Consider the following 12,320-nt stretch of genomic DNA (forward strand, 5'->3'; position numbering starts at 1 on the left):
CTTGACGGCGTCGGCGAGCTGGTTCATGCCGCGCTCGAGACCGCGCCGGGCGTCCTCGTCAAACGCGATCATCTTGGCTGCCATAAGGCTAGACCTCCCAGATGCAGGGTGGCTTGTCGTGGACCGAGCCGACGCCCGCGACGGCATGGGTCAGCATCTCCGTTCGGCTGAGCCCCATCGTCTCGATCCCAGTTGGCACTCTGCTGCACAGAGTGCCAACGAACTGTTTAGCACTCTACCCTGCCGAGTGCAAGCGAGCGCCCACCCGCCCGGCGTTTCCGCCCAGGTCAGTGTGTCGGTACGGCGAGCCGCCCCGGAGCAGCTCGCCGCACGCGAGTCGACGAAAGGAAGGTGACGGCTCGCATGGACTGCGCTGCCATGCGATCCCGCCCGGTGCAAACCAGTGATGTCAATCAGACCGCACGGACAGCTTCCGCCTGCGGTCCCTTCTGGCCCTGCGTGATCTCGAACTCGACGCGCTGACCCTGTTCGAGAGATCGGTACCCGTCCATCATGATCGCTGAGTAATGGACGAATACATCTTTACCACCGTCTACCGCGATGAAGCCGTAGCCCTTGTCCGCGTTGAACCACTTGACGGTGCCCTGCGCCACTTCCGACTCCTCTTACTGGGCTCCCAGATCTCGCCCATTCCTCCGCGGGACCTGTAATCGTATGACTTAACGGAAATCAGTCAGACGATCGCCCTCGACCATACCTGTGGCACGGGGTTTGGCAACAGAGTCAATCTGCAAATCACCTATTTCTTCGCAGCGAAGGTCCTTCAACGTTGAATTGGCCGGGGAAAAGCAGAAGGCGCCCACTTGGGGCGCCTTCAAGGTGAGCCTCGGCACTCAGCCGCCGGCGACTGCCGGGATGATGGAGATCTGTGTGCCTTCTGGTGCCGGAGTGTCGAGCCCCTCGGCGAAACGGACGTCCTCTTCCCCAACATAAACGTTGACGAAACGACGAATCTTGCCCGATTCATCCAGAATTCTCGGGCCGATCCCCGGGTAGTCGGAGTCGAGCTTGGCGAGCACGTCACGAAGAGTCGCGCCCTCGCCACTGACCTCCGCGTTACCCCCGGTGTACGTGCGCAGAATGGTGGGAATCCGCACAGAAACGCTCATCGTTCTAATCGCCTTTCCTGGTTGTCAGACAGTCGCGCGGAACGCGTCGAGAGAGGGCCGGATCACGGCCGTGGGCGCGGCGTCGTCGCTGATCGCGTCGAGCGTCTTGAGCCCGTCACCGGTGTTCAACACCACGGTCTCGGCCTCCGGGTCGAGCAGACCGTTCTCGGTGAGCTTCTTCAGCACGCCCACGGTCACCCCGCCCGCCGTCTCGGCGAAGATGCCCTCGTTCGAGGCCAGAAGCTTGATGGCGGCCACGATCTCGGCGTCCGTGACGTCCTCGACGGCCCCTCCGGTGCGCCGCGCGATGTCGAGCACGTAGGGCCCGTCAGCGGGGTTGCCGATGGCCAGCGACTTGGCGATGGTGTTGGGCTTGACCGGCTGTACGACGTCGTGCCCGGCCTTGTACGCCGAGGACACCGGCGAGCACCCGGCGGCCTGCGCCCCGAAGATCTTGTAAGGCGTGTCCTCCACCAGCCCCAGCTTCACCAGCTCTTTGAAGCCCTTGTCGATCTTCGTGAGCTGCGAGCCCGAGGCGATGGGAATGATGATCTGCTCCGGCAACCGCCACCCGAGCTGCTCGGCGATCTCGTACGCGAGCGTCTTGGAACCCTCGGCGTAGTAGGGCCGCAGGTTGATGTTGGTGAAGCCCCACTTGTCACCCAGGGGGTCGCCGATCAGCTCGGAGCAGAACCTGTTGACGTCGTCATAGGTCCCCTCGATCGCGATCAGCTTGCCACCGAAGACGCGGGCCATGGCGATCTTGGCCGCTTCGAGGTTGGCCGGGATGAACACGCACGCGTCGAGCCCCGCCCGCGCGGCGGCGGCCGTGACGGCGCCCGCGAGGTTTCCTGTGGAGGAGCAGGAAAGGGTGTGGAAGCCGAAGTTGCGCGCCGCCTCCACGGCCATGGCGACCACCCGGTCCTTGAAGGAGTGGGTGGGGTTGCCGGAGTCGTCCTTCACGTAAAGGGACTTGATGCCGAGTGCTCGCCCGAGGTTTCCGGCCTTGACCAATTTGGTCCAGCCGGGGTTCATATTGGGCTTACTGGCCACATCGACCGGCACGGGAAGCAGTGAACGGTAACGCCAGATGTTGGCTGGACCGGACTCGATGTCCGCGCGGGTCACCTGGCCGAAGTCGTAGGCCGCTTCCAGCGGCCCGAAACACTCCAGACAGGCGAAGCTGGGACCCAGCGGGTAACGCGTGCCGCACTCGCGGCAGGACAGAGCGACGGCAGGACCAAAGTCGAGCGACATGAAGCGAGGCCTTCCCTCATCTTCGCCCACGGCCACCTTGACCGCGAACCGGAATTGGCACCTTGTCCCGGTCGGCCTCGCCAGGTCGCGAGTGTCGAAAGCCGGGAGGGTTGCCGGGGTTTCGTAGGGCCGGTCCCTCCACCCCTCTGGATGAGCAATATGCAGTTGTTGAAAAGGACTCTACCCTCTTAAGTGCCCGAAATTGCCACTCGTCTCAACATGTGAGACGAGTGGTCTCATCGGTAGTCCTCCCCCAGCACGCCCTGCACATATTTGCGGGCCTGGTGGATACGCGACTTCGCGGTGCCGAGCGGGATGCCCAGCTGCTCGGCCACTTCGTTGTAGTCGAGCTGGACGATATCGCGCAGCACCAGCGCCTGCGCGAGGTCCGGCTTGTCGGCCTCCAGTGCCTCCATCGCGTCGAGCAGGTCGAGCCGGGAGCCCGCGATCACACTCACCCGGCCCACGTCGGGCTTCTGCATCGGCAGCTCGTCCGAGGTCTGCTCGGCCGACCGCCGCTTCAGCGACCGGTATGTCGTCCGCGCGCAGTTGGCCGTCACGATGTGCAGCCAGGTGCTGAACCTCGCCCTTCCTTCGAACCGCCCGATATTGCGCGCCACGGCCAGCAACGTATCTTGCGAGGCCTCCTCCGCGTCTTGGCGATAGGGGAGGATCCGGGCGCAGTGACGCATCACATCGGGCTCTATCCGTGCCAGGAGTTCGCCAAGTGCGCGATGATCTCCAGCGGCTGCGGATCGGGCGAGTTCCTCGGTTAGCTCATCAAGCGCCATAGCTGGGATCCTACGATCGAAGGGAGCCTTGATGAACAGCGTGCTGCTGGCCTCCAACAGAGGGCCGGTCTCCTTCACCGTCTCGGACGACGGCGAATTGACCATGAAGCGCGGTGGTGGCGGCCTGGTCTCGGGGTTGTCGGGAGTGGCCAAGAACGACGGCGTGCTGTGGGTCTGCGCCGCGCTGTCCGACGGCGACCGCAGCGCCGTCCGCCTGGCCGACGGCGGCCGCGTCGACCAATCGGGATACGACACAGGGCCGCTGCGGATGCTGGACATCCCGCCCGCGACGTTCCACCGCGCCTACAACGCCGTGGCCAACTCCACCCTGTGGTTCGTCAACCACCTGCTCTACGACATCCCCAACTCGCCCAACTTCGGCACGAGGTTCCAGCGCGAGTGGGAGTCCTACCGCGACTACAACGGCGCGTTCGCGCTGGCGCTGGCCGAGGAGGCCGGGCACGGCGCGCGCGTGATGGTGCAGGACTACCACCTGACGCTGACCCCGGCGATGCTCCGCGCCGAACGGCCCGACCTGCGCATCGCGCACTTCAGCCACACCCCGTGGGCGCCGCCGGAATACTTCTCCCTGCTGCCCGACGAGGTGGCGGGAGAGGTCCTGGAAGGCATTCTGGGGGCCGATCACGCCGGGTTCCTCACCGACAGGTGGGCGCAGGCGTTCATGGACTGCTGCGAGCGTCTGCTGGGCGCGGAGGCCGACCGTGTGGGGCGCAGCGTCACCTACGAGGGCAGGACGACCCGCATCGGCGTGCACAGCCTGGGGGTGGACGGGACCGCGCTGTGGGCGCGGGCCTGCGAGCCCGACGTCGAGTCGCACATGACCGCGCTGCGTGAGCAGGTGGGCGACCGCAAGCTGATCGTGCGCATCGACCGCACCGAGTTGTCGAAGAACATCGTGCGCGGCCTGGTGGCCTACAGCGAGTTCCTCGCCGCCCACCCGGAGTGGCACGGGCGCGTGGTGCACCTGGCCTTCGCCTATCCCAGCCGCCACGACCTGCCCGAATATCGCGAGTACACCGCCTCGGTGCAGCGCTGCGCGCAGGAGATCGAGTCCGAGTACGCCAACGAGGACTGGGACCCGGTGATACTCAACGTCAACGACGACTATCCGCGTTCGCTGGCCGCCTACCGGATGGCCGACGTGCTGCTGGTCAACCCCATCCGCGACGGCATGAACCTGGTCGCCAAGGAGGGCCCGGTCCTGTCGGAGCGGTGCGCGCTGGTGTTGTCGCGGGAGGCGGGGGCCGCGGCGGAGCTGGGTCAGCACGCCCTCATGGTGAACCCGTACGACATCAGCGGCACGGCCACCGCGCTGCACGACGCGCTGGTCATGCCCGAGGACGAGCGGCGCATGCGCCGCGACAAGCTGCACGCCGCCGCGACCGCGCTGCCGCCGCAGAAATGGCTCGCCGCCCAGCTCGAAGCGCTGGCCTGACATGAGACGGGAGCCCGCAGGGGTCTTATCGTCGGTCCGGCTGATCCGAGATCGCCCGACCTGGCTCGTCTACCTGCAGCTCGCCACGTTCTCCACCTACCTGTACGGCCTCAGCGCCGCCCTGCCGCTCCTGCGCGCCGACCAGCGCACCACGGCCACCGTGGCGGGCCTGCACGGCACCTCCATGGCCCTCGGCACGATCGCGGCCGGGCTGCTGCTCCCCCTGTTCACCCGGCGGCTGGGCCGGCGCGCGACGAGCTGGATCGGCCTGGCGGGCATGAACGCGGGCCCGCTCATCGTCCTGACCACCGACGCCCTGCCCCTGACGCTGCTCGGGTACGGCGTGTCCGGCGGTTTCAGCTCGATCCTGCTCTACACGTCCATGGCGGCGCTCAGCGACCACCACGGCCAGGCGGGGCCCGCCGCGATCAGCGAGGCCAACGCGGTCGGGGTCGTCGTGGGCATGAGCGTGACGTTCGCACTCAGCGTGGTGGCCCAGACGGCGCTCGGCTGGCGGGCCGCGCTGCTGGTCACGCCGGTCGCCAGCGTGCTGCTCGCGCTGGCCATGGGCCGCGTCTGGCCCGCCGCGCGGCCACCGGGCCCCGATGGGAGCGCGGCGGTCACGGGGCGGCCAGGACGGCGTTTCCACCTGGCGGGGCTGGTGCTGTTCTGCTGCGTGGCGCTGGAGTTCACCTTCAACCTGTGGGCCGCGGACCTGTTCGCCACCCGTACGGGAGTGAGCGTGGCAGTGGCGGCCACGGGGCTGACGGCGTTCGTGGCGGGGCTGGCGGCGGGCCGGTTCGCCGGGGCCCAGCTCGCGCTGCGCCTGCCGCCGGCCCGGCTGTTCGCCGGGGCGCTGGCGGTGACGTTCGCGGGCTGGCTGGTGTTCTGGCTGAGCACGCAGCCGGTGTTGTCGTACGCCGGGCTGGTCGTCTGCGGGCTCGGCGCCTCGCTGCACTTCCCGCTCGCGCTGGCCGCGCTGATCGCCCACTCCGGCGGCCGGGCGGACCTGGCGGCGGCGGCCTCGCCCATCTGGGCGGGCGCCGCCATGGCGATCGGCCCGCTGGTGCTGGGCGCGCTCGCCGACGGCTTCGGCACCGGGAACGCGTTCCTGATGGTGCCGGTGCTCATCGGCCTGGCCGCCGCCGGGGTGCTCAGCTCCAGTCGGCGCGCTTGAGCACGCCGCCGGGGTGCTCAGCTCCAGTCGGCGCGCTTGAGCACGCCGCCGGGGTGCTCAGCTCCAGTCGGCACGCTTGAGCACGTCGGACAGGCCCGGCGTGTTCCACTGGTCCACGACCAGGATCCTGGTCTTCGGCAGGAACCACTCGCGCTGGATGTAGCGGGACTTCACCCCACCGGCCGAGTACGAGGCGCAGGTGAACTTCCACTCGCGGTAAGCGGCCTTGTGGCCGGGGCCGACCTGGCGCAGGCCCTTGAACTTGATCTTGTCGACGGACTGGCCCCATTTGCCGTTCGCCGGGCATTGCTGCACGTCGGTGGCGGGGTAGAAGGGATTGCTCCCGGTGTAGGGGTTGAAGATCTCCTGCCCCTGCTTGATGGCCTTGGGCCCGAGGACCCAGAAGCTGTCGCACCCGGGAGTGCCGTAGCCGCCCTTGGGATGGGCGCACTTGCCGGTGACGACGCGGGTCCAGTCGGGGCTGACCCGGTAGACCTTCCACTTGCTCGGGAGGTGGAGCGTCATGCCTCTGAGTTTGAGCGGCTGGGCGGGAGCGGCGGCGGCGGGCAGGGAGAGGGACACGAGCGTGGCCGCGGCCACACCCGCGACGGCAAGGCGGCGCTTGAACATGCGCCCGACTCTAGAGATCGCGGCTTGCTAACGGCTGAACGCGGAGGCCAGCTCGCCCAGCAGCGCCACCACGCCCTCGGGGCCGTCCACCACGATGTCGGCCCGTTCGGCCAGCGCGGTCACCTCGGCGGAGCCGCTGCACACGGTCACGCCAGGCAGCCCGGAATCGCGTACGGCGTCGAACGCGGCCAGATCGCCCAGATCGTCGCCGGCGAACAACACCGACCTCGCGGCCCGCTCCGCCAGGAACAGGCTCAGCGCGTGTCCCTTGTCCATGCCGGGCGGGCGCAACTCCAGCACCATGCGGCCCGGCTCGACCACCAGGTCGTGCTTCTCGGCCAGCTTGGCCAGCGGCTCGCGCAACAGGGCCAGCGCGCCCTCCGGGTCGGGGCTGCGCCTGGTGTGCACGGCCACGGCCCTGCCCTTGTCCTCGACGCTCACCTCGCGCAGGCCGAGCGAGTCGAGCAGCAGCGGCAGCTCGGCCTCGGCGCGCGGCACACCCGGCGGGGGCGGGGGCGCGGAGATCCGCCCGCCCTCCCAGCGCTCGAAGCCGTAGTGGCCGAGCACGACGAGCCCCGGCACGTCGGCCAGGCCAGGCCCGAGCTCCAGTGCGGTGGCCGCGGGCCTGCCGGTCACAATGACCACCGCGAGGACGTGCCTGCCCAGGTCGGCGAGAACCTCGGGCGCTTTCGGGTGGATCACGGCCGTGGCGGGGTCGGGCACGATCGGCGAAAGGGTTCCGTCGAAGTCGAGCCCGATCACGGCGCCTGCCGGATCACTGAAGATCGCTTCCATTCCAGGGATGTTCCTCACGCGGCTGCCGTACCCAGCCGGTCAGGGACGCATGCCAAACCTTCTGGCGGCGCGGTCGCGCCTCCGCGTGGAGCGTAATCTGCGTAGGCGTTTGACCAGCATGGGGTCCTGCTCGAGCGCTTCCGGCCTGTCGATCAACTCTCCGAGCACCTGGTAGTAGCGCGTGGCGGAGAACCCGAAGGTCTCCTTGATGGCCTGCTCCTTCGCGCCCGCGTAGCGCCACCACTGGCGCTCGAAGGCGAGGAGCTCGATGTCGCGTTCCGAGAGCGGTTGTCGGGACGGTTCCTGGGCAGCATTGTCACCGCTGAGCGGTGCTCCCATGGTGTCCTCCTCGAAAGGGGCGGGCGACGATCACATCGCCCGCACGCGGCCCGTGGCCATCGTAATGTGCCGAGTGCGGCTGTTCACGGCGGATTGGGAGACGTACAGTCGCCAAATGTGACCTCAGTCATCACCCTCCTCACCGACTATGGGCTCGAGGATGGTTATGTGGCGGCCTGTCATGGAGTGATTGCCGGGATCGCGCCAGAAGCCCGGGTGATCGACGTGTGCCATCTGATCCCCGCGGGTGACGTACGGCGCGGCGCGGCGGTTCTCGCCCAGACCATCCCGTACCTCCCACAGGGCATCCACATCGGCGCGGTCGATCCGGGGGCGGGCGGCGCCAGGCGGGCGGTGGCCGTCGAGGCCGGCGGCCGGGTGTTCATCGGGCCCGACAACGGACTGCTGTCGTGGGCGGTGCACGCCAGCGGCGGCGCGCTGGCCGCGTACGAGATCAGCAACGCCGACTACTTCCTGCACCCGGTCTCGCCGACCTTCCACGGGCGGGACGTGTTCTCGCCGGTCGCGGGGCGGTTGTCCGGCGGAGTGCGACCGGCGGACCTGGGGCCCGAGGTGCCGGTGGCCCGGCTGGTCTCGCTGCCCGAGCCGACCTCGCTGCTGCGCGAGGGCTCGGTGGAGGGCGAGGTCGTGTCCGTGGACCGCTACGGGAACACGCAGCTCTCGATCGCGGCCGGGGACCTTCAGGCGCTGGGGGTGCGGATCGGCGACACGCTCGGGGTGTGGCTGGGGCGGCGGCAGCTCGCGCTGCCGTACCGGGAGACGTACGCGGCGGTGCCGCCAGGGGAGCTGGTGGCCTTCGCGGACTCGGCGGGGCTGGTCGCGATCGCGGTCAACTCCGGCGACGCGGCTCAGCAACTGGGGCTCCCACCTGGGGCACATGTCAGACTTTCACCCACACCGTAGGACATATGACGCAGATCGGAACTACTCCGCGTATCGGTCTGTTTACCGAAGCGTCGGATTGAGAGAGCGCTCACGTGTCAGAATGCGGAGCAGATCGGAGGTCCCTCCCCTCCCGTTCGAGGTCGACGTGTACCACCTGTCCGTTGTGCTGATGTCCGTAATGGCCGCGGTCTGGCCCTCGCCGGCGCCGCCCGTCTCAGAGCGCTGGCAGGCGTGGCCGGTGGCTCAGGTCTTCCCCGCCGCGGTGCCCGGCCGCAGCCCCTCGGGGGCGCGGGTCACGTACGTGCTGGCCGGGGTCGCCCCCGAGGCGCCCTGCTCGGCCGCCTTCCAGGCCGCCGCCGTACGTTCTGGCTGCCGTACCGCCTTACGCGCCACCTACGCCGACAGCACGCAGACCTTCGTCGTCACCGTCGGCATCGCGGTCCTCGACGGCCCGGTGCTCGGCCCCCACGGCATGGGCCGGCCCGCCACCGTGCGCCCCGTGGCCTTCCCCGGCGGGCCGGCCGAGTCGTTCGGCGACCGGCAGTACATGACCGGCGTGGTGCTCGCCTCCGAGGAGCGTTACCTGGTGGCGACGGCCGCGGGCTACGCGGACGGGCGGGCCTACCAGCCGGGCGACGGCGTCGTGCGACGGTTGCGCGACGCCGCCAGGCAGGTCGCCACGGCGCTGCACCGGGCGCTGACCCGATGAGGCGGCTCATCCTCCCCGTCCTGCTGGCCGGGCTGGTCGTCTCCACCGGCGCCCCCGGCGCCGCCGCCGACGACATGGGCGAGGCCGCGCGGGCCGGGCAGTGGCAACTCGGCGCGCTCGGCCTGCCGCAGGCGTGGCGGTCGAGCAAGGGCGATGGCGTGCTGGTGGCCGTGCTCGACACCGGCGTGAACGCCCGCCACCCCGACCTGACGGGCGCCGTCGTCCAGGGCCCAGACCTGACCGGCGCGGGCAAGGGGCTGTGGGGGCCGCACGGGACCGCCATGGCCAGCCTGATCGCCGGGCGCGGGCACGGCGACGACCGCAAGGGCGGCGTGCTCGGGGTCGCGCCCGCCGCCGAGGTCCTGTCCGTACGGGTCACGCTGGAGAACGGCGACCCGCTGCGCGCGAAACAGCGCACCGGCTGGCGCGACGCGCTGGCCCAGGGCATCAGGTACGCGGCCGACCACGGCGCCGACGTGATCAGCATGTCGCTCGGCGGCGGCAGCGGGGCCTGGGAGGGGGCGGCGGCCGAGGAGGAGGCCGTCCAGTACGCGATCGGCAAGGGCGCCGTGCTGGTGGCCTCATCGGGCAACGACGGGGCGGCGGGGAACAGGAAGAACTTCCCCGCCGCGTACCCGGGGGTGATCGCGGTGGGCGCCGTGGACCAGCGGATGAAGGTCGCCGGGTTCTCCAACAGGCAGGACTACGTGTCCGTGGTCGCGCCGGGCACGGAGATCGTCACGGCCGACGGGGGCGACTCGTACGTGGTCGGCGACGGCACCAGCTCGGCCGCCGCCATGGTCGCGGGCATCGCGGCCCTCATCAGGTCGGCGCATCCCGGCATGTCCCCCTACCACGTGCGGATGGCCATCGAGCAGGGCACCAGGCGGCGGCCCTCCGACGGTTACAGCCCCGAGTACGGGCACGGCGTGGTCGACGCGCTGCTCGCCCTGCGCGCGGCCGATCGGATGGACGTGCCTGCCTCCGGTCTCGCCCGGCCGGGGCTGTACTTCGGCGACGGGCCGGGGCCCGCCTCCCGGGTGCCGGTGGTGGTGGGCATGGTGATGCTGCTGGCGGTGATGTCGGCGCGGGTGGTCATGCGGTATCGGCGGCGCGGAAGGGATTATACCTAGCAAGCGCTTGTGCGATACTCCGGCTATGACGTACGCGATCGACGGCTGGTTCGCCATCGACGAGGACGGCGTCCGCCTGCTGGGCACCCGGTGCGCGGACTGTTCGACGGTCTGCTTCCCGCCCCGGCCCGAGTCGTGCCCCAATCCGCGCTGCTCGGGGTCCATGGGGGCCTTCCCGCTGCCGCGGCGGGGGCGGGTGTGGTCGTACACGAACGCCTGCTATCCCCCGCCGGCGCCCTTCGTGACGGCGGAGCCGTACGAGCCGGTGACGCTGGCCGCGGTGGAGCTCGACGAGGTGGGGATCGTGGTGCTCGGGCAGGTCAAGGGCCTGACCGTGGAGCAGCTCGCGGTGGGCATGGAGCTGGAGCTGACCTCGGGCCCGCTCGCCGACGGGCCGCTGGTGTGGATGTGGGGGCGCGTGGCATGAGTGTCGTGGTGCTGGGGACCGGCATGCATCCGTGGGGGAAGTGGGGCCGGCCGTTCCTGGAGTACGGCGTGGCGGCCGCGCGCGAGGCCCTGCGGGACGCCGGCGTGGCGTGGACGGACGTCCAGTACGTGGTGGGCGCCGACACGATCAGGAACGGTTACCCCGGCTTCGTCTCCGGCGCCTCCTACGCCAGGGCGCTGGGCTGGTCGGGCGCCCGGGTCGCCTCCTGCTACGCGGCCTGCGCGTCGGGAGCCCAGGCGCTGGACCTCGCGCGCACCCGGATCCTGGCCGGGCTCTGCGACGTCGCGCTCGTGATCGGCGCGGACGCGGCGCCCAAGGGCTTCTTCACCCCGGTGGGCGGCGACCGGCCCGACGACCCCGACTGGCTGCGCTTCCGCCTCCTCGGCGCGACGAACCCCGCCTACTTCGCCCTCTACGCCCGCCGCCGCATGGCCCTGCACGGCTCCACCCCGGCCGACTTCGCCGCCGTCAAGGTCAAGAACGCGCTGGCCGGCTCGCTCAACCCGATGGCCCGCTACCGCAAGCCGGTCACGGCAGAGGAGGTCCTGGCCTCCCCCATGGTGGCCGACCCGCTGCACCTCATGGACATCTGCGCCACCTCGGACGGCGCCGCGGCGGTGGTGCTCGCCTCGGAGTCCTACGCCCGCCGCCACACCACCCACTTCGTCCGCCTGGCGGCCGTCTCCACGATCACCCCCGTCTTCCCCCACACGGTCCTGGACCTGCCGGACTTCGCCACGGACTCCAGCGTCGCCGTACCGGCCCCTGAGAGGCCCTTCAGGGCGGCGATCGCGCACGCGGCGTACGAGGAGGCAGGACTGGGCCCGCGGGAGGTGTCTCTGGCCGAGGTGTACGACCTGTCCACGGCGCTGGAACTGGACTGGATGGAGGACGTGGGCCTGTGCCCGCCGGGCGAGGCCGACAAGCTGCTGCGCGCCGGGGAGACGACGCTGGGAGGCAGAATCCCGGTCAACCCGTCGGGCGGCCTGGCCTCTTTCGGCGAAGCCATCCCCGCCCAGGCCATAGCCCAGCTCTGCGAGCTGACGACGCAGCTCCGGGGCCGCGCGGGGGATCGCCAGATCGCGAGCGCGCGCGTGGGCCTGGCGGCGACCCAGGGCCTCTTCGGACACGGCTCGGCGATCATCGCGACCACCTAGCCGGGCAACGTGGGCTCGCGTGACGGCGGGTGACCGTTGAAGGGTCAGAGGCCGTTTCCTGGAGGGCCATCGACCGAAGTGCGGCGGGTGGCCGGCCACGGCACCGCGTAACGGAAAAATGGCCCTCCAGTGATCACCCTACGTGCACCACATCATGCGTTTCCGCGAAATGACACGCGCTCTCATGTCCCGTGCCGGGGCGGATCTGGAGCAGCGGCTCCTCCTCGGCGCAGATCTCCTGCGCCTTCCAGCACCGTGTGCGGAACCGGCACCCGCTCGGCGGGTTCGCGGGAGAGGGCGGGTCACCCTGCAGGATGATCCGCTCCCGATGCTCCCGCCCCTCCGGATCCGGCACCGGCACCGCCGACAGCAGCGCCTGCGTGTACGGGTGC

15 protein-coding genes and 1 riboswitch are annotated in these 12,320 nt (G+C 70.1%); of the genes, 7 read left to right on the forward strand and 8 right to left on the reverse strand.

Annotated elements, in window-relative coordinates:
- Positions 1 to 413: 413 nt before the first annotated feature.
- The 4 genes from ACFPZ3_RS59555 to ACFPZ3_RS59570 all read right to left on the reverse strand — a co-directional run bounded on the left by ACFPZ3_RS59555 (position 414) and on the right by ACFPZ3_RS59570 (position 3,178).
- Complete coding sequence (locus ACFPZ3_RS59555; protein ID WP_173525743.1) at positions 414 to 614, reverse strand: cold-shock protein; 201 nt, start codon at positions 612 to 614, stop codon at positions 414 to 416.
- Positions 615 to 854: 240 nt separating this feature from the next.
- Positions 855 to 1,130 carry a MoaD/ThiS family protein gene (locus ACFPZ3_RS59560; RefSeq protein ID WP_379523329.1) on the reverse strand — a complete coding sequence of 92 codons (276 nt, stop codon included), beginning with the start codon at positions 1,128 to 1,130 and terminating at the stop codon, positions 855 to 857.
- A 24-nt stretch (positions 1,131 to 1,154) separates the two neighbouring features.
- Positions 1,155 to 2,387, reverse strand: coding sequence for a threonine synthase (gene thrC / locus ACFPZ3_RS59565; protein WP_379523330.1), 1,233 nt, complete (start codon positions 2,385 to 2,387; stop codon positions 1,155 to 1,157).
- A gap of 13 nt (positions 2,388 to 2,400) precedes the next feature.
- Positions 2,401 to 2,544, reverse strand: a riboswitch (SAM riboswitch).
- A gap of 79 nt (positions 2,545 to 2,623) precedes the next feature.
- A complete protein-coding gene (locus tag ACFPZ3_RS59570) occupies positions 2,624 to 3,178 on the reverse strand; it encodes an RNA polymerase sigma factor (RefSeq protein ID WP_379523331.1) in 555 nt (184 codons plus the stop codon).
- 31 nt (positions 3,179 to 3,209) lie between these two features.
- On the opposite strand from ACFPZ3_RS59570, the gene ACFPZ3_RS59575 reads away from it, so the two are divergent.
- Together ACFPZ3_RS59575 and ACFPZ3_RS59580 are read left to right on the forward strand one after the other, a co-directional pair.
- Positions 3,210 to 4,634, forward strand: coding sequence for an alpha,alpha-trehalose-phosphate synthase (UDP-forming) (locus ACFPZ3_RS59575; RefSeq protein ID WP_379523332.1), 1,425 nt, complete (start codon positions 3,210 to 3,212; stop codon positions 4,632 to 4,634).
- Position 4,635: 1 nt separating this feature from the next.
- Positions 4,636 to 5,811 (forward strand): MFS transporter, encoded by a 1,176-nt coding sequence (locus ACFPZ3_RS59580; protein WP_379523333.1) that lies wholly within the window; start codon positions 4,636 to 4,638, stop codon positions 5,809 to 5,811.
- 57 nt (positions 5,812 to 5,868) lie between these two features.
- Here ACFPZ3_RS59580 and ACFPZ3_RS59585 read toward each other — a convergent pair whose 3' ends face one another.
- The 3 genes from ACFPZ3_RS59585 to ACFPZ3_RS59595 are packed head-to-tail and all read right to left on the reverse strand — an operon-like array spanning position 5,869 to position 7,575.
- Positions 5,869 to 6,441 carry a hypothetical protein gene (locus tag ACFPZ3_RS59585; RefSeq protein WP_379523334.1) on the reverse strand — a complete coding sequence of 191 codons (573 nt, stop codon included), beginning with the start codon at positions 6,439 to 6,441 and terminating at the stop codon, positions 5,869 to 5,871.
- Between the two features lie 27 nt (positions 6,442 to 6,468).
- Complete coding sequence (gene otsB / locus ACFPZ3_RS59590) at positions 6,469 to 7,236, reverse strand: trehalose-phosphatase (RefSeq protein WP_379523335.1); 768 nt, start codon at positions 7,234 to 7,236, stop codon at positions 6,469 to 6,471.
- 39 nt (positions 7,237 to 7,275) lie between these two features.
- The gene (locus tag ACFPZ3_RS59595; RefSeq protein WP_379523336.1) at positions 7,276 to 7,575 is read right to left on the reverse strand and encodes a DUF3263 domain-containing protein; all 300 of its coding nucleotides are present in this window, start codon (positions 7,573 to 7,575) and stop codon (positions 7,276 to 7,278) included.
- Between the two features lie 117 nt (positions 7,576 to 7,692).
- Here ACFPZ3_RS59595 and ACFPZ3_RS59600 point away from each other — a divergent pair, with 117 nt between their 5' ends.
- The 5 genes from ACFPZ3_RS59600 (at position 7,693) to ACFPZ3_RS59620 (ending at position 11,928) form a co-directional block, all read left to right on the forward strand.
- On the forward strand, positions 7,693 to 8,499 hold the full coding sequence (locus tag ACFPZ3_RS59600; protein WP_379523337.1) for an SAM hydrolase/SAM-dependent halogenase family protein: 807 nt from the start codon (positions 7,693 to 7,695) through the stop codon (positions 8,497 to 8,499).
- 82 nt (positions 8,500 to 8,581) lie between these two features.
- The gene (locus ACFPZ3_RS59605; protein WP_379523338.1) at positions 8,582 to 9,190 is read left to right on the forward strand and encodes a hypothetical protein; all 609 of its coding nucleotides are present in this window, start codon (positions 8,582 to 8,584) and stop codon (positions 9,188 to 9,190) included.
- A complete protein-coding gene (locus ACFPZ3_RS59610) occupies positions 9,187 to 10,323 on the forward strand; it encodes a S8 family serine peptidase (RefSeq protein ID WP_379523339.1) in 1,137 nt (378 codons plus the stop codon). The genes ACFPZ3_RS59605 and ACFPZ3_RS59610 overlap by 4 nt, the downstream gene beginning before the upstream one ends.
- A gap of 25 nt (positions 10,324 to 10,348) precedes the next feature.
- Complete coding sequence (locus tag ACFPZ3_RS59615) at positions 10,349 to 10,750, forward strand: Zn-ribbon domain-containing OB-fold protein (protein ID WP_379523340.1); 402 nt, start codon at positions 10,349 to 10,351, stop codon at positions 10,748 to 10,750.
- Positions 10,747 to 11,928: a lipid-transfer protein gene (locus ACFPZ3_RS59620; RefSeq protein WP_379523341.1), complete on the forward strand. Its 1,182-nt coding sequence runs from the start codon at positions 10,747 to 10,749 to the stop codon at positions 11,926 to 11,928. The genes ACFPZ3_RS59615 and ACFPZ3_RS59620 overlap by 4 nt, the downstream gene beginning before the upstream one ends.
- 133 nt (positions 11,929 to 12,061) lie before the next feature.
- On the opposite strand, the gene ACFPZ3_RS59625 is transcribed toward ACFPZ3_RS59620, so the two are convergent.
- A partial coding sequence (locus ACFPZ3_RS59625; RefSeq protein WP_379523342.1) for an oligopeptide/dipeptide ABC transporter ATP-binding protein occupies positions 12,062 to 12,320 on the reverse strand: 259 nt, incomplete at its 5' end.

The sequence above is a fragment of the Nonomuraea insulae genome (assembly GCF_042656245.1).

Bases quoted from the DNA above. Each gene is read 5' to 3' on its own strand.
- ACFPZ3_RS59560 (WP_379523329.1), bottom strand. From the start codon at position 1,130: ATGAGCGTTTCTGTGCGGATTCCCACCATTCTGCGCACGTACACCGGG.
- thrC (WP_379523330.1), bottom strand. From the start codon at position 2,387: ATGTCGCTCGACTTTGGTCCTGCCGTCGCTCTGTCCTGCCGCGAGTGC.
- ACFPZ3_RS59570 (WP_379523331.1), bottom strand. From the start codon at position 3,178: ATGGCGCTTGATGAGCTAACCGAGGAACTCGCCCGATCCGCAGCCGCT.
- ACFPZ3_RS59575 (WP_379523332.1), top strand. From the start codon at position 3,210: ATGAACAGCGTGCTGCTGGCCTCCAACAGAGGGCCGGTCTCCTTCACC.
- ACFPZ3_RS59580 (WP_379523333.1), top strand. From the start codon at position 4,636: ATGAGACGGGAGCCCGCAGGGGTCTTATCGTCGGTCCGGCTGATCCGA.
- ACFPZ3_RS59585 (WP_379523334.1), bottom strand. From the start codon at position 6,441: ATGTTCAAGCGCCGCCTTGCCGTCGCGGGTGTGGCCGCGGCCACGCTC.
- otsB (WP_379523335.1), bottom strand. From the start codon at position 7,236: ATGGAAGCGATCTTCAGTGATCCGGCAGGCGCCGTGATCGGGCTCGAC.
- ACFPZ3_RS59595 (WP_379523336.1), bottom strand. From the start codon at position 7,575: ATGGGAGCACCGCTCAGCGGTGACAATGCTGCCCAGGAACCGTCCCGA.
- ACFPZ3_RS59605 (WP_379523338.1), top strand. From the start codon at position 8,582: ATGCGGAGCAGATCGGAGGTCCCTCCCCTCCCGTTCGAGGTCGACGTG.
- ACFPZ3_RS59610 (WP_379523339.1), top strand. From the start codon at position 9,187: ATGAGGCGGCTCATCCTCCCCGTCCTGCTGGCCGGGCTGGTCGTCTCC.
- ACFPZ3_RS59615 (WP_379523340.1), top strand. From the start codon at position 10,349: ATGACGTACGCGATCGACGGCTGGTTCGCCATCGACGAGGACGGCGTC.
- ACFPZ3_RS59620 (WP_379523341.1), top strand. From the start codon at position 10,747: ATGAGTGTCGTGGTGCTGGGGACCGGCATGCATCCGTGGGGGAAGTGG.